Raw genomic sequence first — 19,643 nt, 5'->3', positions numbered from 1 at the left:
GCCCCTTGCTTCCAGGGCAGGGGCAGTGTGGAAAAGCTACGCGGCGAACTGCGACGTACCGGCACGGCCCCTTCCGTCCGTGGGGCGCCGATCTAGCCGTGGTCGTGTGGGCACAAGAGGAAGCCGGTGAGGGCCGCCCGTCCCCACGGAGCCCTCACCGGCTGGTCATGGCCGGGTTCCTACCGGCTCGTCGTCGAGCGGAGCCGTCGCGTCAGGCGCGTACCAACTCCCTGTCCTCGTCCGGGTTCCTCTCGTGGGCCTCGTCCAGGGTTCGCAGGCCCTCGCCCTCCACGTCCACGTTCGGCAGGGCGCGGTCCAGCCACTTGGGGAGCCACCAGGCCTTCTCGCCCAGCAGCGCCAGGACCGCCGGGACGATCGCCATGCGGACCACGAAGGCGTCGAAGAAGACGGCGATCGCCAGGCCGAAGCCGATCATCTTGATCATCGAGTCGCTCGCCCCGATGAAGCCGCCGAAGACCGCCATCATGATGATCGCCGCGGCGACCACGACCCGGGCGCTGTGCCGGAAACCGGTCACCACGGCCTGGCTCGGCGACTCGCCGTGTACGTACGCCTCCCGCATCCGGGTCACGAGGAACACCTCGTAGTCCATCGCGAGGCCGAAGACCACGCCCACCATGAAGATCGGCATCATCGACATGATCGGGCCCGTCTCCTCCACGCCGATCAGTCCGGCCAGCCAGCCCCACTGGAAGACCGCGACCACGGCACCGAGCGCGGCCAGCACGCTCAGCAGGAAGCCGAGCGCCGCCTTCAGCGGGACCAGGATCGAGCGGAAGACCACGATCAGGAGGAGGAAGGCGAGACCGACCACCAGGGCCAGGTACGGGATCAGCGCGTCGTTGAGCTTCTGCGAGAAGTCGATGTTCATCGCGGTGGTGCCGGTGACCAGGACGGCGGCGCCCGTGCCGGCCTTGATGTCGGCACCCTGGCCACGGATGGCGTGCACCAGGTCCTCGGTCTGCGCCGAGGACGGCTTGGAGTCCGGGATGACGGTGATCGTCGCGGTGTCGCCGGCCTTGTTGGACGCCGGCGGGGTGACCGTCACGACGCCGTCGAGCCCCTTGATCCCGTCGGCCACGTCGCCGAAGGCCGCCGTCGGGTCGTCGCTGTCCTGGGCGTCGACCACGATCAGCAAGGGACCGTTGAAGCCGGGGCCGAAGCCCTCCGACAGCAGGTCGTAGGCCCTGCGCTGCGTCGTGGACGTCGGCTGGGAGCCGTCGTCGGGCAGGCCCAGTTCCAGCTGGGTCGCCGGGACCGCGATCAGGCCGAGGCCGACCACGCCCAGCAGCAGTACGGCGGCCGGGCGGCGGATGACGAAGCTCGCCCAGCGTGTGCCCATGTTCGGCCGCGTCGGGCTCGTCGAACGTGTCGGCTGCTCGGACACCGGTGACGGCGTGGACCCGGTGGTCCGGCCCCGTGCCTTGCGCTTCTCGTTCGCCGGGCGGATCTTCTTGCCCGCGTAGCCCAGCATCGCCGGGATCATCGTCAGCGCGATGAGGACGGCGACCACGACCGTGCCCGCCGCGGCGAGGCCCATCTTGGTCAGCATCGGGACGTTGACGACCGCGAGGCCCGCCAGGGCGATGACGACCGTGAGGCCGGCGAAGACGACCGCCGATCCCGCGGTGCCGGTGGCGCGGCCCGCCGCCTCCTCGGGCTCCCGGCCCTCGGCCAGCTCGGCCCGGTAGCGGGAGACGATGAACAGCGCGTAGTCGATGCCGACCGCGAGGCCGATCATCAGCGCGAGCGTCGACGTGGTGTCGCCGAGGTCGAACGCGCTGGCCAGCGCGGTGATGGTGGAGACACCGATGCCGACGCCGATGATCGCCGTGAGCAGCGGCAGTCCGGCCGCGACCAGCGAGCCCAGCGTGATGACCAGGACGACCGCGGCGAGGGCGAGGCCGATGATCTCGCCCGCCCCGCCCACGTCGGCCCCGGCCTCCAGCGCGTCCCCTCCGACGTCGACGGTCAGCCCGGTGGTCCGGGCGTCGTCGCCCGCCGTCTCCAGGGCGGCCCTGGTCGAGTCCTCCAGTGACATTCCGGGGGCGTCGTACTTCACCGACGTGTAGGCGACCGTCCCGTCCTCGCTCACCGCGTTCGTCGTGAACGGGTCGGTGACGGAGACGACCTCGGAGCCGTCGCCCAGTGTCCTGACGGTCTTCTCGACGGTCGCCTTGTGGCCGGCGTCCGTCATCTTCTGGCCCTCGGGCGCCTTGAACACGATGCGCCCGGTCGCTCCGTCGGCGCTGGCGCCGGGGAAACGCTGCTCCAGCAGGTCGAAGGCCTTCTGGGCCTCGGTGCCCGGGATGGAGAAGGACGTGGAGCCCGCGGCGGGCGCGGAGGCCGCTCCGACTCCCGCGAGTGTCAGCAGCGCTATCCAGATCAGGACGGCGAAGTGCCGTCGCCTGAAGGCCGTTCGGCCGAGTTTGTAGAGGAACGTGGCCACGAGGGCGTACTCCCGATCAGGTCGGTGATGCCGTCGGTGGACAGGGCATCAGGGCATCAGGGCAGGGGGTGTCAGCCCGACGACGTGAGCGGTCGCGTCAGGTACCGGGGTGCAGGGGTGCACGCGGGCGTGCGGAGGTACGGAAGGGTCTCGCCTCAGGGAAGGGGCGGGGCCGGAAAAGCGGGTCGGGGCAGGCGGGTCAGGCGACGAGGGCGGGGAGGACCACTGCGTCGATGTACGAGGACACGAAGGCCTGGGTCGGTGGCTGGTCGTCGATCATCGTCCGGGCCACGAAGGCACCGATGATCATGTGCAGCACGTAGTCGATCGCGGGGTTGTCCGCACGGACCTCACCGCGGTCGACGGCACGCTGCACCACCTGGCGCATCTCCGCCAGTTCCGGTTCGATCAGCCATTCCCGGAGGGCGGCCAGCAGCTCCGGGTTCGAGTGCACCACCGCGCTCAGAGCCCGCATCAGCGAGGAACTCTGTTCCATCTGGCAGTCGTCCTGGCGGGCCGTCAGCGCCTGGAGGTCGCCCCGCAGGGAACCGGTGTCCACGTTGGCGAGATGGACCGGCTTGTGGTGCCGGATCGCCCTCGCCACGAGCTCGGCCTTGCCGCCCCACTGGCGGTAGAGGGTGGCCTTGCTGGACCGGGTGCGGGTCGCCACGGCGTCCATGGTCAGGGCGTCGTAACCGACCTCGCGGAGCAGATCGAGCACCGCCTCGTACAGCTCGGCCTCGCGCTCGGGACTGATCCGGCTGCGACGCGTCGTTGCTGTCTCAGCCATCCCATTCACCGCTTCCGCTCGAACGAAACTGTCTCGTACGCCATAAACATACCCTGCGCGTCAACGAAACGAAACCGTTTCGTACGTGTGCTGGGTCACCAGTTTCCCCGGCTCCCCCGCCACCACGAGTTGCCGGGCCCCGCCCCCCGGAAAAACATGGGGAGGTGAGCGACACGTACGGAACCCCGAAGGACGACCAGAACGACGCCGAGTACGAGGACCGGCACGAGGACGGGAGCGCCGCCCACGATCCGGCCGGCGGCGACTCCGGCGCCTATCTGCGGTTCCCGCACCTCAGCGGCGACCGGCTCTGCTTCGTGGCCGAGGACGATCTCTGGGTGGCCCCCCTCGACGGGCCAGGGCGCGCCCGGCGGCTCACCGTCGACCGTACGAAGGTGAGCCACCCGCGCTTCTCCCCCGACGGGCGGCACCTCGCGTACACGACCTGGCGCAGTCTCGTGCCGGAGATCCAGCTGGCGCCGGTGGACGGCGGCCCGGCCCGGCGGCTGACCTACTGGGGCAGCACCGACACCCAGGTCTGCGGCTGGTCGCCGCCCGACACGGAGGGCAACTGCGACATCCTCGCCGTCGCCTCCCACGGCGAGCCCTTCTCGTACTTCACCTGGGCCTACAGCGTGCCGGTCAGCGGGGACCCCGGCGGCCGGCTCCCGTGGGGCCCGGTCTCCGACATCGCGGTCGCGGACTTCGGCTGCGAGCGCAAGACCCTGCTGCTCACCGGCACGCCCCCGCACGAGCCCGCCGCCTGGAAGCGCTACCGCGGCGGCGCCACCGGCCGGCTCTGGCTGCACGGACAGCGCCTCCTCGCCGACCTCGACGGGCATCTCGACTCGCCCATGTTCGTCGGCGACCGGATCGCCTTCCTCTCCGACCACGAGGGCATCGGCAACCTGTACTCGTGTCTGCACGACGGTTCGGACCTGCGGCGCCACACCGACCACGACGCCTTCTACGCCCGGCACGCGTCGAGCGACGGCGCCCGTGTCGTCTACCAGTGCGCGGGCGACCTGTGGATCGTCGACGACCTGTCGCCGCGCTCGCGGCCCCGCCGGCTCGACGTACGGCTGGGCGGGCCGCGCGCGGGACGCCGTCCCTACCAGGTGCCGGCCGCCCAGCACGTGGACGGGATCTCCGTGGACGAGACCGGCCGGGCCGGCGCCGTCGTCGTACGCGGCAGCCTGTACTGGCTCACGCACCGCGACGGTCCCGCGCGCACCATCGCGGACACCCCGGGCGCCCGCGTCCGGCTGCCGGAGATGCTCGGCAGCGGCGGACAGGTCGCGTACGTGACGGACGCGGACGGCGAGGACGCCGTCGAGATCGCCTATCTGCCGCGCGCGACGGGCGAGCGGGAGCCGAGGCGGCTGGCCTCGGGGCGGCTGGGCCGCGTCCTGGAACTCGTCTCCGACCCGAAGGGCGAGCGGCTCGCGATCGCCTCGGACGACGGCCGGCTGCTCCTGCTCACCGTGGCGGCGGAGGAGCCCGACGGCGAGGTCACCGAACTCATCCGGTCCGTCAACGGGCCGGTGCGCGACCTCGCCTTCTCCCCGGACGGGGCCTGGCTGACCTGGTCGCATCCGGGCATCGGCCGCACCCTGCGCCAGATCAAGCTGGCGCGGATCGAGGGGCCCGGCGCCCGCACGATCGTCGACGTCACCAACGGCCGCTTCGAGGACGAGAACCCGGTCTTCACCCGGGACGGCCGCTTCCTCGCCTTCCTCTCCTGGCGCGGCTTCGACCCGGTGTACGACGTCCACACCGGCGACCTGTCCTTCCCGCTGGGCTGCCGCCCGTACCTCGTACCGCTGTCCTCGGCGACCCCGTCCCCGTTCGCGCTGACCCCCGAGGGCCGCCCGGCGGCCGGCGGCCTGGACCCGGTCGCGGACGACCCGGACCCGGGCGCCTCCCTGGCGGGCGCCACCGAGGGGGGCGCGGGACGGGCGGGTACGGTCATCGTCGAGACCGAGGGCCTGGAGAGCCGGGTGACGCCGTTCCCCGTCACCGCCTCCAAGTACTCGGCGCTGTCCCCGGTCGCGGGCGGCGGACTCGTCTGGCTGCGCTGGCCGATCTCGGGGGCGCTGGGCGAGACGTTCGCCAACCCGGACGACATGAGCGGCCGGCCGACCCTGGAGTACTTCAACCTCGCCAAGGCGAAGAAGTCCGAACTCGTCGACCACCTCGACTGGTTCGCGCTCAGCGGCGACGGCACCCGGCTCGTCGTGGTCGACGAGGGAGAGCTGCGGGCCGTGCCGTCCACCGAGACCGGCGACAGCGACTCGACCGTCTGGATCGACCTGCGCCGCATCCTGCACGAGGTCGACCCGGCCGCCGAATGGCGGCAGGCGTACGCCGAGGCGGGCCGCCTCATCCACGCCTACTTCTGGGAACCCGGCATGTGCGGCATCGACTGGCCGGCCGTCCTGGACCAGTACCGTCCGCTGGTCGAACGGGTCGCGTCCCCCGACGAGTTCGCGGACCTGCTCCGCGAGGTGCTGGGCGAACTGGGCACCTCGCACGCGTACGTCGCGGCCGCCCGGCGCAACGAGGGCCCGCCGCACTATCAGCGGCCCCAGGGCCTGCTCGGCGTCAACTTCGTCCGCCGGGACGACGGTTGGATCGTCAAGCGCATCCTGCCCGGTGACTCCTCCGACTCCAAGGCGCGCTCCCCGCTGGCCGGTACGGGCATCCGTGAGGGCGCGGAGCTCACCCATGTGGACGGCCGCCCCGTGGACCCGGTCACCGGTCCGTTCCCGCTGCTCGCGGGCGCGGGCGGCACGACGGTGGAGCTGACGTTCGTCCCGGTGGACGGCGAGGGCCGCTCCTGCCGGGGTTCCCGCCGGGTCGCGGTGGTCCCCCTGATCGACGAGCGCCCGCTGCGCTACCAGGACTGGGTGGCCAAACGCCGCGAGGTGGTACGGGAGTTGAGCGGCGGCCGGTGCGGCTACCTGCACATCCCCGACATGGGCGGCTCGGGCTGGGCCCAGTTCAACCGCGACCTGCGCATGGAGGTGTCCCGCCCCGCGCTCATCGTCGACGTACGCGGCAACGCGGGCGGCCACATCAGCGAGCTGGTCATCGAGAAACTCACCCGTACGATCATGGGCTGGGACCTGACCCGCAACGCGCAGCCGGTGTCGTACACGTCCAACGCCCCGCGCGGACCGGTGGTCGCCCTCGCCGACGAGATGACCTCGTCCGACGGCGACATGATCACGGCGGCCTTCAAACTGCTCAAGCTGGGGCCCGTGGTGGGCCAGCGCACCTGGGGCGGGGTCGTCGGCATGACCGGCCGCCACCGGCTGGGCGACGGCTCGGTGATCACGGTCCCGATGAACGCCGCCTGGTTCGACACGTACGGCTGGTCGGTGGAGAACCACGGCGTCACCCCGGACCTGGAGATCCTGCGCACCCCGCTGGACTGGGCGGAGGGCCGCCACGCCCAACTGGACGACGCCATCCGGCTGGCCGTGGACCTCCTGGCCCGCCACCCGGCCTCCACCCCGCCCCCCTACGACGACCTCCCCGACCGGTCCCGCCCGCCACTGCCGCCCCGCTCCTGACCTCCAGACATCCCACGCGGCTGACGCCCCGTACAGCCGGCGCCCCGTAAGGGGCGCGGGGAACTGCGCGACAAGCCCCCACCGGCCGGCACCCGGCGAACAAGCGGCAACACGCGGCAACGCAAAGAAGCGTGGGGCGCCCCGGAGAAGAAGGGGCACCCCACGCCGGCGCCGGCCGAGGCCGAGCACCAGAACGTCAGCGCGTCAGCACGTCAGCGCGTCGGCTCAGACGTCGAAGTCGTCCTGGTCGGGACGGGGAGCGTCCCGACGCGACCGCTGCGACTCGTCGGGCGTGCGCTCCGGACGCCCACGCTCCGGACGCTCGCTGTCGCTGTCCGGACGCTCACGCTCGGGGCGCTCACGCTCCGGCGTCTGCTGTCCGCGCTCGCTCTCCTGGTCGCGGCGCTCACCGAACTTCTGCTTCGCGTTCCGCTGCAGCTCTTCGGCCTTGTCCTGGAACTGGTCCTTCATGGCCATGAGGTTCACTCCCGTTTTTGGGTGAGGGGATCGGGCCTCGACCAGAGTTACACGCACGGACATCTCGCGCATTTCGATCAGTCACGGTCGGTGACGCGCCGTGTCCGGCCCCGCGGCGCGCTCCGTCTCGTCGGCCGCACCACCCGCCCCGACGAGCCCCTTCGTCATGCCTCCGAGCCGCGGTGCGAACCGCCGCATCTCCCGCTGCCCGACCGCCCCGATGAGCGCGGGAAGGTACCCGCGCACCCCCTGCATCCCGCGCAGCCACCACTGCCCGTACACGTGACTGGACCGCCGCTCGATCCCGGCCACGATCCGGTCGACGGCCGGCCCCAGCGGATACGTCTTGTTGGTGGGCCACGGCAGCCGGCCGCGCAACTCCCGCATGACGTCGTCGCTGTCGGTCCCGCGCACCATGTCGGTGTCGGTCCACGACAGATACCCGACCCCGACCCGTACGCCCCGGTACCCGACCTCGGCCCGCAGACTGTGCGCGTACGCCTCGACGCCCGACTTGGACGCGCAGTACGCGGTCATCATCGGCGCCGGAGTGATCGCGGCGAGCGAGGCGATCTGGAGCAGATACCCGCGGCTCTCCATCAGCACGGGCAGGAAGGCGCGGGCGGTGACGGCCGACCCGATGAGGTTCACCTCGATGACCCGCCGCCAGGCCCCCGGGTCGGAGTCCACGAACGGCCCGCCGCTGGCGACCCCCGCGTTGGCCACGACGATGTCGACCTTCCCGAACCGCGCCTTCACCTCCCGCGCGACCTCGGCCATCGCCACCTCGTCGGTGACGTCGGCGTACCAGTGGCCGCTCTCGCCGTGCAGCCGCTCGCTGACGTCCTTCAGCACCTCGGGCTCCAGGCCGACCAGCGCGACCGTGGCGCCGCGGGCGGAGAGCTTGCGGGCGAGGAGTTCCCCGACGCCCCGCGCGGCCCCCGTGACGACGGCGACCTGTCCTTCCAGACCGACCCTGCTCATGCGCCCTCCTTGATCACTGCGTAGGTGGTGACGAGTTCGCGTATCCGGGCGGTGACCAGTTCGGGGGCCTCCACCGGGGTCATGTGCCCGATCCCGGGCAGTTCGGTGGAGCTGACACAGTCCGGCAGCGCGGCGGCCAGCGAGCGCGCGTGCACGACGGGCGTCAGCCGGTCGGCGGTCCCCACGACGACCGCGGTCGGCACGGTCAACTCCCGTACCCCTTGGTCGAGATCGAGCAGGTCGAGCACCTTCGACCAGGCGTACCGCACCCGGCGGGGGCACGCGTGCACGATCCGGGCGCAGGCCTCGACCATCACCGGCGCCGAACCGGGGCCCATCGTCCCGTACTTGAGGATCCGCCGGGCGAGCGGTGTGACCGGCCCGAGCGGCGCCCGCGACCCGAGGATCTGCTTCGTGAGCCAGGTCCGCGTCCGGCCGGCCCGCATCGGCACGATCCGCGACTCGGCGACCAGCCGTGAACTGCCCGTACTGCACAGCAGCACGGCGGCGGCGTGCTCCCGGAACCCGGGCCGCCCGGACGCGGCCATCAGCGTCATCCCGCCCATCGAGTGCCCGGCCAGGACCGCCTTCTCGCCCGGCGCGAGCGTGGCCGCGAGCACCGCCTCCAGGTCGTCGGCGAGCGCGTCCGTACTGCACACGGGGTGGGCGGGGCTGCGCCCGTGCCCGCGCTGGTCGTACACGATCACCCGGTGGTCGACGGCGAGGTCGCGTATCTGGGCGGCCCAGAAGGCGGTCGAGCACGTCCACCCATGGGCGAGCACCACGGTGGGGACCGCGGCGGGGGCGGCGGCGTCCGCGGCGTCCACGGTGTCCACGGTTCCGTGCACCTCGACGTGCAGGCGGGCCCCGTCGGCGGAGACCGCGGTCAGTTCGCGCGCGGGTGCGGGCGGCGCGTAGGGGCCGGAGGCCACATGGGTCAGTCGGCTCATGCCTCGGCCTCCGCCTTCTTCTTCGCGTTCACCTTCGCGTCGGCCTTCGCGCTCGTACGGCGCGTGGGCCGCGCATCGGACTCCTCGGACACCGATGCCGGTTCCGGCGCCGGTTCCGGTGCGCGGATCAGGTCGTACTCCGCGAGGTCCACATGCCGTGTGGCGCCGCGGAACTCGGTGGTCGTACCCGGCCAGACCGTCGTGTTGACGCCGTGCTCGTCGACGTACCAGCTGTTGCAGCCGCCGGTGGACCACACCGTGCGCTTCATCCGTTCCTGGACCCGGTGGTTCCAGGCGTCGACCGCGCCGGGGCGGGCGTCGAGGGCGGCCCGGCCGCCGAGCACGTCCAGCTGCCGTACGTAGTCGGCCAGATAGTTCAGCTGCGACTCGATCATCAGGATCATGCTGGAGTTCCCGAGGCCCGTGTTGGGCCCGATGACCGAGATCCAGTTGGGGAACCCGGCCGCGGTCGAGCCCCGCAGCGACTTCATGCCCGTCGACCACGCCTCGGCGAGCGTCCGGCCGCCCACGCCGACGACCCGCTCCGCGATCGGCATGTCGGTGACATGAAAGCCCGTGCCGAAGACGATCGCGTCGACCTCGGCCTCGCTGCCGTCGGCGGCGACGACGGTCGAGCCGCGGATCTCGCTGAGCCCGCTCGCCACCACGTCCACATTGGGCCGGGCGAGAGCGGGGTAGTACGTGCTGGACAGCAGGATGCGCTTGCAGCCGATGCGGTAGGACGGTGTCAGCCTGGCCCGGAGCGCCGGGTCCTTGACGGCACGGAACATGTGGCGCTTGGCCAGCTGCTCGACCAGGCCCAGCTCGTTGGGCCGCTTGGTGAACGCCTGGACCTGCAACTCCCGGATGCCCCACAGGACTCCGCGCCGCAGCCGGGCGGTGACGGGCAGCGTGCGGTGCAGCAGACGCTCGGCGCCGCTGACGGCCCGGTCGACGCGCGGCAGCACCCAGGCCGGGGTGCGCTGGAAGACGGTGAGCTTCGCGACCTCGGGCTGGATCGCCGGCACGATCTGGATGGCCGAGGCCCCGGTGCCGACCATCGCGACCCGCTTGCCGCGCAGGTCGTAGTCGTGGTCCCAGCGGGCCGAGTGGAAGACCTTGCCGGGGAAGGTGTCGATGCCCGGGACGTCCGGCACCTTGGGGTCGGAGAGCGGCCCGGTGGCGGACACGACGAGGTCGGCGGTGAGGGTCCCGCTGCTCGTCTCGATCTCCCAGCGCAGCCGCTCCTCGTCCCACGTCATCAGCTTGACCTCGGAGTTCAGGCGCAGATGCGGCCGCAGCCCGAAGACGTCGGTGACGTGCTCCAGATAGGAGCGGATGTGCTCCTGCCCGGAGAAGGTGCGCGGCCAGTCGGGGTTGGGCGCGAACGAGAACGAGTACAGATGGGACGGTACGTCGCAGGCGCAGCCCGGGTAGTTGTTGTCGCGCCAGGTCCCGCCCACGCTGCCGGCCCGTTCCAGGACGACGAAGTCGGTGACGCCTTCACGGCGCAACCGCACGGCCGCGCCCAGCCCGCCGAAGCCGGAGCCGATCACCGCCACCCGTACATGCTCGTGCTCGGTCATCCCGATGCCTCCATGCCGCGTACGACCGCGCCAGTGAACACTGGCGCAATGGGGAGAGTAGAGCAGCTCCGTACTCATGGGTAGGGGTCGCGCACCGGAAAGTTACCGGCGGTACGGCATAGGGTGCCGCTGTGGTCGCCAAGCGGGAGTACCGAATGGAGGAGCTGGCCGGGAAGGCCGGCATCACCGTGCGCACACTGCGCTTCTACCGGGAGCGCAAGCTCATACCGCCGCCGCGCCGCGAGGGCCGGATCGCCTGGTACGACGAGGACCACCTCGCCCGCCTGCGCACCATCGCCGCCCTCCTGGAGCGCGGGCACACGCTCAACGGCATCGCCGAGCTGGCCGAGGCCTTCGACCACGGCCGGGACGTGGGAGAGCTGCTCGGGCTCGGCGCGCCCACCGAGGAGACCCCGGTGCGCCTCTCCCCCGAGGAGCTGGCCGACGTCTTCGCGGGCCAGGCGACCCCGGAGAACCTCGCCGCGTCCCTGGACCTCGGCTACCTCGCCACCGACGGCACGGACCTCGTCCACATCAGCCGCCGGCTCCTGGAGACCTCGGCGGCCCTGGTCCGGGAGGGCGTCCCGCTCGCGGACATCCTCGCCGCCGCCCGCCGGGTACGCGCCCACGCGGACGCCCTGGCCGAACTGTTCACCGACCTGGTCCTCACCCCCGACCGCACCCCGGAAGACCTCCAACGCCTGCGCCCCCTGGCGAAGAGCGTGGTGGAGGCGGAACTGTCGATGGCGATGGACCGGCGACTGAGCGGATTGCCCCGCGACAGCAAAGCGGATACCTGACCGGTTTCCCGGCGTCAACGCGCACACCAGCACCATGCAGTCCCCCACATGGGCTAGGCTCCGCACCATCCATGGAACTGATGGACCCTTTTCCAAACACCTGTACGATCGGGAGAAAAGTGCGCAGGTTCTACACGCTCGTCGGCACCACGTTCGCTTTCTGCATCCTCTCGGTATCCGCTGCGGCGGCCGACTGTATCTGGTAAATAGCGAAGTACCGGATCCCTCTCCCAAAAGGACCCTCAGGACCCGGTAGCCCCCCGGTCGGCGAACAGCCGCCGCAGCTCATCAGCCTCGGACACCGCCCCGAGTCTTCGATAGATCGTCTGTGCGCGCTCGGCATGGGCGCGCGCCGACTCGATGTTTCCCATACTGAGACAGGTACGGCACATTCCCGCCAGGGCCTGCGCCGAGCACAGAGAATAGCTGTGGCATTCGGCGATGTCCTGCGCGAGCAGATAGGTTTCCAGCGCGACGTTCAACCGCCCCATCGCATACTGCGTGTCCGCAATTCCGATGAAACTCCGCAACCTTTCGTAAGAATTCCCAATTCGCCGCGCGGCCTCTTCCGCCGCGCCGAAGTGGGACAGGGCGTCCTCCGTCCGCCCCGACCCCGCACAGGTCTCGCCCAGCCGGATCAGAGTCGTGATCTCCCCGATGGCGTCGCCGCAGTCCCGATGGCTGGCGAGGGCCCGGCGAAAACAGCCGAGAGCCCGACCGGACTGGCCCGTCGCGTGGTACACCGCGCCGAGATTGGTGTCGATGATGGCGATATCCCTTTTCCCGCCGACTCGCCGCATGAGCACCAGAGCCTGTTCGTAGTACCCCCTCGCCTCCTCGTGCCGCCCCACAGCGAACCGGATATCACCCAGATTGTTCCAGGCGATCGCCTCTCCGTGGAGATCTCCCAGGTCCCGGTGGATGGCGAGCATCGTCTCGAAGAGGTCGCCTGCCTGCGCGTACTCCGCCCGGTGCACCAACGCCGTGCCCTGCACCTTGAGGGTCTCGGCCACCCCGTGCCGGTCGCCGACAAGGAGGTAGAGCTCAAGAGCCCGCGCGAGTTCCGCCAGGCACTCCTCACCGTGACCCGCTCCCAGGTGCGCGCGGCCGATCTCGAAGAGAGCGTCGGCCCGGCCGTGGGTGTCCCCCAGGTCCTCGAAGAATCCGAGCGCCTCGGTGGCGGCGGCCAGCGCCGCGCCGTGGTCCTCCCGGGCCAGCACGCTCGCCCGCTCCACCAGCGTCTGCGCGAGAGCCACCCGGTCACCACCGGAGCGCAGCGCGGTGAGCGCCGCCCCGTGCAGTTCCGCGGTGATGTCGTGCATGCCCCAGAGCTGGAGGGACTGCGCGAGGACGTGCGGGAAGTGGGCGGCGACGTCCGGGAACTCGGCGGCGGCCGTACGCGCCACGGCCAGCAGGTTGCCCCGCTCCACGGTGAGCCAGACCGACGCCTCGTCGGCGCTGGGCGCCGTACCGGACTCAAGGGTGTCCGCCGACACGAGCTCGGGCCCGAGGGCCCGCCGCCGTCGGCGCGGATACGCGGCCCGGTCCGCCCGGTCGGCGGCCGTGAGGTAGTGCGTCATCAGCCGCCGCAGAGCCTCCCGCCGGACCGGTTCCGGGTCCTCCCCGCGCCCGAGCCGACTGCCGAACGCCCGTACCAGATCGTGGAGTTGGCAGCGGTCCCGGACCGGCTCGTCGAGCAGATGGCGGTCCTGAAGGGTGTCCACCGCGCGACGGACCACGTCCGGACCGTCCCCGGACAGCGCGATCGCCGCCTCCAGGGTGATGTCCGGGCCCGGATGCAACGCCAGCCGGCGGAACAGCCGCCGCGCCGGAGCGTCGAGATCGGTGTACGACAGCCGCAGCGCGGCGGCGACGCGTTCGTCGACCTCGTCCAGCCGGTCACCCGCGCGCGCCAGCCGGTCGGCCACGTACTCCAGATCCCAGGTGTCCCGGTGCCGGAACCTGCTCGCGAGTAGCTGCACGGCGAGTGGCTGGCTGCCGCACAGCTCCACGACGCGGCGCAGCGCGGACGTGTCGGAGACCCTCGCCGCGCCCACGATCCGGGCGAAGAGCGAGGCCGCCTCGGACACGGACAGCACGTCCAGCGGGAGGGAGGCCGCCCCGTCGAGGTCGGCGAGCCGGTTGCGGCTGGCCACGATCGCACGGCACTCCGACGAACCGGGCAGCAGCGGCCTCACCTGCTCGGCGTCCCGCGCGTTGTCGAGGACGACGAGCACCCGGTGGTGCGCGGTCCACTCCCGCCAGCGCGCGATCCGCTCGTCGAGCGAGACCGGCAGCGGATCGGCCACGCCGACGGTGTGCAGCAGGAACGCGAGGGCGTCGGCCGGTTCGTACGGCGGCTGGTCACTGTAGCCGCGCAGATCCACGTAGAACTGGCCCGCGGGGTAGCGCGACCTCATGCGGTGCGCGGCATGGACGATCAGCGCGGACTTGCCGACCCCGGGCATACCGTGCACAACGGTCAGGGGCAGTGCTGTGGCGCTGTCCTCGGGGGCGGGTTCGGCGAGCAGGATGTCCAGCTCGCCCCTGCGGCCGATGAAGTCCCGGGTGTCACGAGGGAGGCTGCTGCCCACGTGCCCCGCGGGGCCGTCCGCGGTCGCCGTGCCGCCGGTCGGTCCTGGTGTGCGTCCTTCACCGGCCGCTGCCGTCGCCCGTGCGGAAGCGGTGTGCGCCGTACGGGACGGGCCGGCCTCGGGCTCCGGCTCCCGCAGGGCCGGGTCCTGGCGGAGGATGCGCTGCTGGAGGTCCCTCAGGTCCGCCCCGGGGTCGATGCCCAGCTCGCTGCCGAGACGGCCGTGGGTGTCCCTGTACAGGGCCAGCGCCTCGCCGTCGCGTCCTGAGCGGTAGAGAGCCAGCATCAGGGCGGCGACGGCCTGTTGGGCGAGGGGGCTGAGGGACACCAGTTCGTGGAGCTCGCCGATGAGGTCGGCATGGCGGCCCAACTCCAGCTCCAGGCGGATGCGTTCCTCCCGCACCCGCCGGTGGTCCTCGGTCAGCCGGGCCCGCGCGGAGGCGGCCCAGGCCCCGGTGAACTCCGCGAACGGCTCCCCGCGCCAGAGCGCCTGCGCGGCGTGCAGCAGTCCGACGGCGTACTCCGTGTCGCCCCGCCCCGCCGCCGCACGGGCCTGCGCGCGCAGCTGTTCCAGGCGTACGAAGTCCACGTCGTCCTCACGCTCGACCCGCAGCCGGTAGCGGCGCGGCGACGCACGCTCGACCATCGCGTCGTCGCCGACGGCACGGTGGAGCCTGGTACGCAGCCGCGAGAGGTAGGTGCGCAGCACCTCCACGGGAGCCGCGGGCAGCTCGTCCTCGTCCCAGACCCGCTCGACCAACGTGTCCACGGAGACCGGGTCTCCCCGGGCGTAGAGCAGGATCCCGAGGACGCATCGCTCCTTCAGCGAGCCGAGCGCGTACTGACGTCCCTGGTGCCACAACTCGAGAGGCCCCAGTGCAAGAAGGTCCACCATCTCCCCCAGATGGTTCAGCCGCTTCCTGCAACTCACTGTCGGGGCAGTGCCGGAACGGCCGGAGGGAGCGGAGCGGGGCGCACGGATGCGCGAGGGGCGCACACGGGGACCGCACACTGTCCCCCGGTGATCCACGGGCTCTTCCGTGCGGGGACTGCAAGGTTTCTGCAAGCCCACCGTCCAGCCTCCCGGGCAGACACGGAAGGCGGGGCCGCACTGCCACCGGCAGCCGGCTCCGCTTCAACTGACTGAGCCAACAAGGAAGTTGGCATGACGGGGGAGTTCGGGGGAGTTCGTATGAGTATGACGATGCCGGATGCCGACCGGCGTCTGGCGGTGCCCTTGCGCCTGGACGTGGAACGCTGGGCCACCTTCCGGATACGCAAGAGGGTGCTCGCCGTGGTGCACACGGTGACCTCCGCGCGTCGCCTGCTGGAAGCGGTCCGGCTGCTGGAGGGCGACCCGAGGGTGCAAGTGGTCTTCACTACGGCCGCGGACGTCTTCAACCACGGCGTGGACGCGTTCCTGGAGGACACCCGGGCGCTGGTGGTGCCCTGGGACCAGGCGGTGAACACTCGCTTCGACCTCGCGCTGGCCGCGAGTTACGGCGGTCTGCACGAGCTGCACGTCCCGGTCATCGTGCTCCCGCACGGGGCCTCGTACAACAAACGGGTCTCCGCACCCGGCGACCACCGCCGCCGGACCGTGGCGGAGCCCGAGGTGTACGGGCTGGGCCGGCAGTGGCTGGTCAGGGACGGCGTGGTCGTCCCGTCCGCCATCGTGCTGGCGCACGAGGACGATCGGGAACGGCTCGGCCGTGAGTGCCCCGAAGCACTGCCCGTCGCGGAGGTCGTCGGAGACCCCTCCTACGACCGTGTGATGGCGAGCCTGCCCTCACGGGCGCTGTACCGGGAGGCCCTTCGGACCGGGCCCCGTCAGGAACTGGTACTCGTCTGCTCCACCTGGGGACCCGACTCCCTGCTGGGACAGCAGTGGGACCTGCTGGAGCGGCTGGCCGCCGAGCTTCCCCGGGAGGAGTTCCGCATCGTGGTCATGCTGCACTCCCATGTCTGGAACGCGCACAGCGAATGGCACATCCGCAGCGCCTTCGCCCGGCTGAACCGGTCCGGCGTCGGCCTGGTCGGCCAGCACGCGGAGTGGTGCGGGGCCGTCGTCGCCGCCGACTACATCGTGAGCGACCACGGTTCCGTGTCGCTCTACGGGGCGATGACCGGTGCGCGGATCCTGACGGCCGGCTCTCCGGACACCGAGCTCGACCCCTCCTCGCCGATGGCCGAACTGCGAGCCCTGGCGCCCCGGGTCCGTGCGGACCGTCCGCTGCGCAGGCAGTTGCGACAGAGCTCGGCGACGTACCGCTCGGAGCTGTACACGCGGATCGCGGCGCGGCTCAGCTCGGAGCCGGGCCGGTTCGCCCGCCGGATGCGCACGCTGTTGTACCGCCGGCTCCACCTGCGTCCGCCGGCCGCGGCACCCACCGTGGAGCGGGCCCGGCTGCCGGTGACCGTGCGCTGCGACGAGCCGGGGGCGCAGCCTCATGAGTGACCTCACCGCACGCGTCACCGCGCCCTTCGCCGTCCCCTTCATCGCCGCCTGTGCCGCCTTCTTCGCCGACTCCTCTACGGCCTCCGTCGACGATGCGCGGGTGATCTCCGTCGACGAGCGGCTGCGGGCTCCCTCGGTCCACGACGTCGAGGTCGCGCTGGCGCTGCCCGCGCACGACCGTCCGTTCGTTGACCGGCATGTGCGCGTCACGCTTCCCGCGCCGTCTCCCTGGCCACCGCTGGCGGACGTCCTGCTCGCACCCGACTCATCCGGCTCATCCGGCTCATCCGGCTCATCGGGTGCGGCGGGTGCGGCGGCCGAAGCGCTGGCCGCCGACCATCCGGGCGCCGCGGTGGTCGCGGTGTACCGCGGGTCCCGCGAGTGCCGGCTCCGGCTCGGACCGTACGGGCCGGGCACCACCCGCGCGCCGCTCACACTGACGCTCACCTCAGGCCATGCCGCCCTGTGTCCCTGGCCCGTCTGGGCCTCGCTGGCGCACGCCTGGCTGGTCGCCGACTCGGGAGCGCATCGGTCAGGGGGGACCGCGGCCGGCGCTCGCCGACCGGGTCCTCTCCTCGCGCGGGCTCCCCTCTCAGGGGCTCCTCAGCCGTGGGCTCCTGAGCCGAAGGCGCCGCCCTCGTCGAGCCCGCGCAGCCGCTCCCGTACACCGTCGGCCGGTCCCGGCCGGTTCACGCCGACGTAGAGCTCCAGCGCCTCCTGGTAGTACCCCCGGGCGAGTTCACGCTGTCCGCGCAGTGCGGCGACCTCGCCCAGGGCATCCAGCGCACGGGCCGTCTCGTAGTGGGCCCCGACCTCGCGCAGCACGGCCAGCGCACCGGCGAGCCGGCGCTCCGCCTCGTCCGGCCGGCCCTCGCCCAGGCGGATCCGGCCCAGCAGGGTCGCCGCACGCGCGACGTTGTAGGAGTCGTCGGCCGCCAGCAGCGCCGTACGCGCCTCGACGGCGCACTCGGCCGCCCGGGAGAGCCGGCCTCGGGCGAACTCGACGTCTGCCGCGTTGAGCCGGGCGAGCCCGCCGGCCCGGAGGTCCCCGCACCGGGGAAGCTCCGCGGCAGCCCATTCGAACAGCTCGGCCGCCTCGTCCGGCCGGCCCGCCCGCTGGTGGGCCAGCCCACGGTAGTTCGCCGTCCGCGCGTACCCCAGTTCGTCCCCGGCGGCCGCGAAGAGCCGTGCCGCCTCGTCGAACATCTCCAGGGCGTGGGCGGGGTCCCCCCTGCCCAGCTCGCACTGGCCGCCGGAGGTCAGCATCCGGCACTCGGCCGGCCCGTCCGCCGTCTCCCTGGCCGCGGCAAGCCCTTCGGCGTGCGAGGCGCGCCATGCGTCGTAGTGCTTGCGCCGCAGGAAGAAGGGGCCCAGGGCGTCGGCGAGCTGCCATCTGATGTCGTGCTCCCCCGTCGTCCTGGCCCGCCGTATCACCGCCAACAGGTTGGGCAGCTCCCGCTCGAACCAGTCCAGCGCCGCTCCGGCGTCGTCGCCGAAGCACTCGACGATCACCGGGCCGGGCCCGTAGGACCGTTCCCGTAAGGGGTGCTGAGGATCGACGGCCCGCTCGGCCCGCGTCGCGGTGGCCAGATAGTGGTCGGCGATACGGCGGAAGACCGCTGCCCGCTCCGCAGCGGACTCGTCCTCCGCGGCCTTCCCCATGGCGTGCAGCCGTACGAGGTCGTGGAACCGGTAGCGGTCCTCGCCGATGTCGATGAGCAGGTTGGCGTCGTGGAGGACATCGAGCAGTTCGCCGGGGTCCGGCCCCCGGCCGGAGTCAGCACCCTCACCGGGCCGGCCCCCGTCTCCGGCCCCCGTACCGGCACCGGCACCGGACCGGGAATCGGATTCTCCGCACGCGTCCCGGTCCCCCACCACACCGGCGCCCGCACCGGCCGACCCCAGCACCGCGCCCGCGACCCCTGCCCCGAACTCCGTCCCCGGATGCACGCCGAGGAGCCGGTGGAGCCGGGCCGCTTCCCGGGGCAACCCCTGGTAGGAGAGGTCGAGAGCGGCCCGTACACCGTGATCGCCGTCGATCGCCAGCGCGTCCAGCCGGCCCCGCTCCGCGGTCAGGGCCCGGACCATCGTGGTGATCCGGCGCCGCGGCCGCGCCGCGAGGCGGGCCCCGGCGACCCGCACGGCCAGCGGCAGCCCCGCGCAGAGTTCGACGAGTGCGCGGGCGTCGTCCGGCTGCGTGGCCACGCGGTCGTCGGCGAGGGTGACCGCGAGCAGTTCGACCGCCGCTTCGGGGGCGAGTGGTTCCAGATGGACCTGGTAGCCGCCTTCGAGAGCCAGTCCTGACATCCGCCGACGGCTGGTCACCAGGGTGATGTTGGGGCCGCCCGGCAGCAGCGGCCGTACCTGCGCCGCCGTCGCCGCGTCGTCGAGCAGCACGACGATCCGGCGCTCGGCGGTGAGCGAGCGGTACAGCGCGGCCCGGTCGGCGATGCCGTCCGGCACCTGCTGCGGCGGCACACCGAGCCCGCGCAGGAAGCTGCCCAGCACGTGGCTGGGGTCGAGCGGGCCTGCGGGCGCCTGCGCGCAGAGGTCCGCGTAGAGCTGGCCGCCGGGGAAGTCCCGGCGCAACCGGTGCAGCCAGGCCAGGGCCAGCGCGGTCTTGCCGACTCCGCCGAGGCCGCTCACGGTGGCGAGAGCGGGGTGGTCCCGCTGGGCGGCGACGGCCCGGTGACGTTCCAGCCGCTCCACCTCCGCGGTGCGGTCGGTGAGACGGACGGCAGGCGGGAGCTGCCACGGCGGTCGCGGTTCCGTGCTCCCTCCGGTGCGGAGGTGGACGTCACCGTGGACGACGGCGGCCTGCACGCTGGAACCGTGGACGACGCCGCTCAGTTCGTTGTGGCCATCCCGCTCCTGCCCCCGCACACGTCCCCCTACGACCGACCGGTAAGTACCGTCCTGTGAGGAGGAGCCTTTCCGTGCCCGGGTGTCCGCACACT

At 72.2% G+C, this 19,643-nt stretch carries 12 protein-coding genes; 4 read left to right on the top strand and 8 right to left on the bottom strand.

Annotation, left to right across the window (positions count from 1 at the left end):
- Positions 1-211: 211 nt before the first annotated feature.
- Complete coding sequence (locus tag ACLVWQ_RS18125) at positions 212-2,470, bottom strand: MMPL family transporter (protein ID WP_414109860.1); 2,259 nt, start codon at positions 2,468-2,470, stop codon at positions 212-214.
- A gap of 199 nt (positions 2,471-2,669) precedes the next feature.
- Entirely contained in the window at positions 2,670-3,260 is a 591-nt protein-coding gene (locus ACLVWQ_RS18120; protein ID WP_414109859.1) for a TetR/AcrR family transcriptional regulator, read from the bottom strand.
- Positions 3,261-3,538: 278 nt separating this feature from the next.
- Between ACLVWQ_RS18120 and ACLVWQ_RS18115 the strand changes: the two genes are divergently transcribed.
- Positions 3,539-6,838: a S41 family peptidase gene (locus ACLVWQ_RS18115; protein WP_414110374.1), complete on the top strand. Its 3,300-nt coding sequence runs from the start codon at positions 3,539-3,541 to the stop codon at positions 6,836-6,838.
- 225 nt (positions 6,839-7,063) lie between these two features.
- Here ACLVWQ_RS18115 and ACLVWQ_RS18110 read toward each other — a convergent pair whose 3' ends face one another.
- The 4 genes from ACLVWQ_RS18110 to ACLVWQ_RS18095 form a co-directional block, all read right to left on the bottom strand.
- The gene (locus tag ACLVWQ_RS18110) at positions 7,064-7,315 is read right to left on the bottom strand and encodes a hypothetical protein (protein WP_414109857.1); all 252 of its coding nucleotides are present in this window, start codon (positions 7,313-7,315) and stop codon (positions 7,064-7,066) included.
- A gap of 81 nt (positions 7,316-7,396) precedes the next feature.
- Positions 7,397-8,299, bottom strand: coding sequence for an SDR family oxidoreductase (locus tag ACLVWQ_RS18105; RefSeq protein ID WP_414109856.1), 903 nt, complete (start codon positions 8,297-8,299; stop codon positions 7,397-7,399).
- Positions 8,296-9,249, bottom strand: a complete 954-nt coding sequence (locus ACLVWQ_RS18100) for an alpha/beta fold hydrolase (protein WP_414109855.1) — start codon at positions 9,247-9,249, stop codon at positions 8,296-8,298. The genes ACLVWQ_RS18105 and ACLVWQ_RS18100 overlap by 4 nt, the downstream gene beginning before the upstream one ends.
- Positions 9,246-10,835, bottom strand: coding sequence for a flavin-containing monooxygenase (locus tag ACLVWQ_RS18095; RefSeq protein ID WP_414109854.1), 1,590 nt, complete (start codon positions 10,833-10,835; stop codon positions 9,246-9,248). The genes ACLVWQ_RS18100 and ACLVWQ_RS18095 overlap by 4 nt, the downstream gene beginning before the upstream one ends.
- A 155-nt stretch (positions 10,836-10,990) precedes the next feature.
- Between ACLVWQ_RS18095 and ACLVWQ_RS18090 the strand changes: the two genes are divergently transcribed.
- Positions 10,991-11,635 carry a MerR family transcriptional regulator gene (locus ACLVWQ_RS18090; protein ID WP_414110373.1) on the top strand — a complete coding sequence of 215 codons (645 nt, stop codon included), beginning with the start codon at positions 10,991-10,993 and terminating at the stop codon, positions 11,633-11,635.
- Between the two features lie 242 nt (positions 11,636-11,877).
- Here the strand turns inward: ACLVWQ_RS18090 and ACLVWQ_RS18085 are convergent, their stop codons facing one another.
- Positions 11,878-15,123, bottom strand: coding sequence for an AfsR/SARP family transcriptional regulator (locus ACLVWQ_RS18085; RefSeq protein ID WP_414109852.1), 3,246 nt, complete (start codon positions 15,121-15,123; stop codon positions 11,878-11,880).
- 297 nt (positions 15,124-15,420) lie between these two features.
- On the opposite strand from ACLVWQ_RS18085, the gene ACLVWQ_RS18080 reads away from it, so the two are divergent.
- Together ACLVWQ_RS18080 and ACLVWQ_RS18075 are read left to right on the top strand one after the other, a co-directional pair.
- A complete protein-coding gene (locus tag ACLVWQ_RS18080) occupies positions 15,421-16,686 on the top strand; it encodes a hypothetical protein (RefSeq protein ID WP_414109851.1) in 1,266 nt (421 codons plus the stop codon).
- Positions 16,679-17,389 carry a hypothetical protein gene (locus ACLVWQ_RS18075; RefSeq protein WP_414109850.1) on the top strand — a complete coding sequence of 237 codons (711 nt, stop codon included), beginning with the start codon at positions 16,679-16,681 and terminating at the stop codon, positions 17,387-17,389. The genes ACLVWQ_RS18080 and ACLVWQ_RS18075 overlap by 8 nt, the downstream gene beginning before the upstream one ends.
- On the opposite strand, the gene ACLVWQ_RS18070 is transcribed toward ACLVWQ_RS18075, so the two are convergent.
- Complete coding sequence (locus ACLVWQ_RS18070; protein WP_414109849.1) at positions 17,290-19,569, bottom strand: ATP-binding protein; 2,280 nt, start codon at positions 19,567-19,569, stop codon at positions 17,290-17,292. The genes ACLVWQ_RS18075 and ACLVWQ_RS18070 overlap by 100 nt on opposite strands.
- Between the last annotated feature and the right edge of the window lie 74 nt (positions 19,570-19,643).

Source organism: Streptomyces sp. CWNU-52B, assembly GCF_047444975.1.
Taxonomy (GTDB): Bacteria; Actinomycetota; Actinomycetes; order Streptomycetales; family Streptomycetaceae; genus Streptomyces.
Note: the sequence above shows the minus strand (reverse complement) of the source record. Positions and strands in the feature narration are given on the sequence as shown.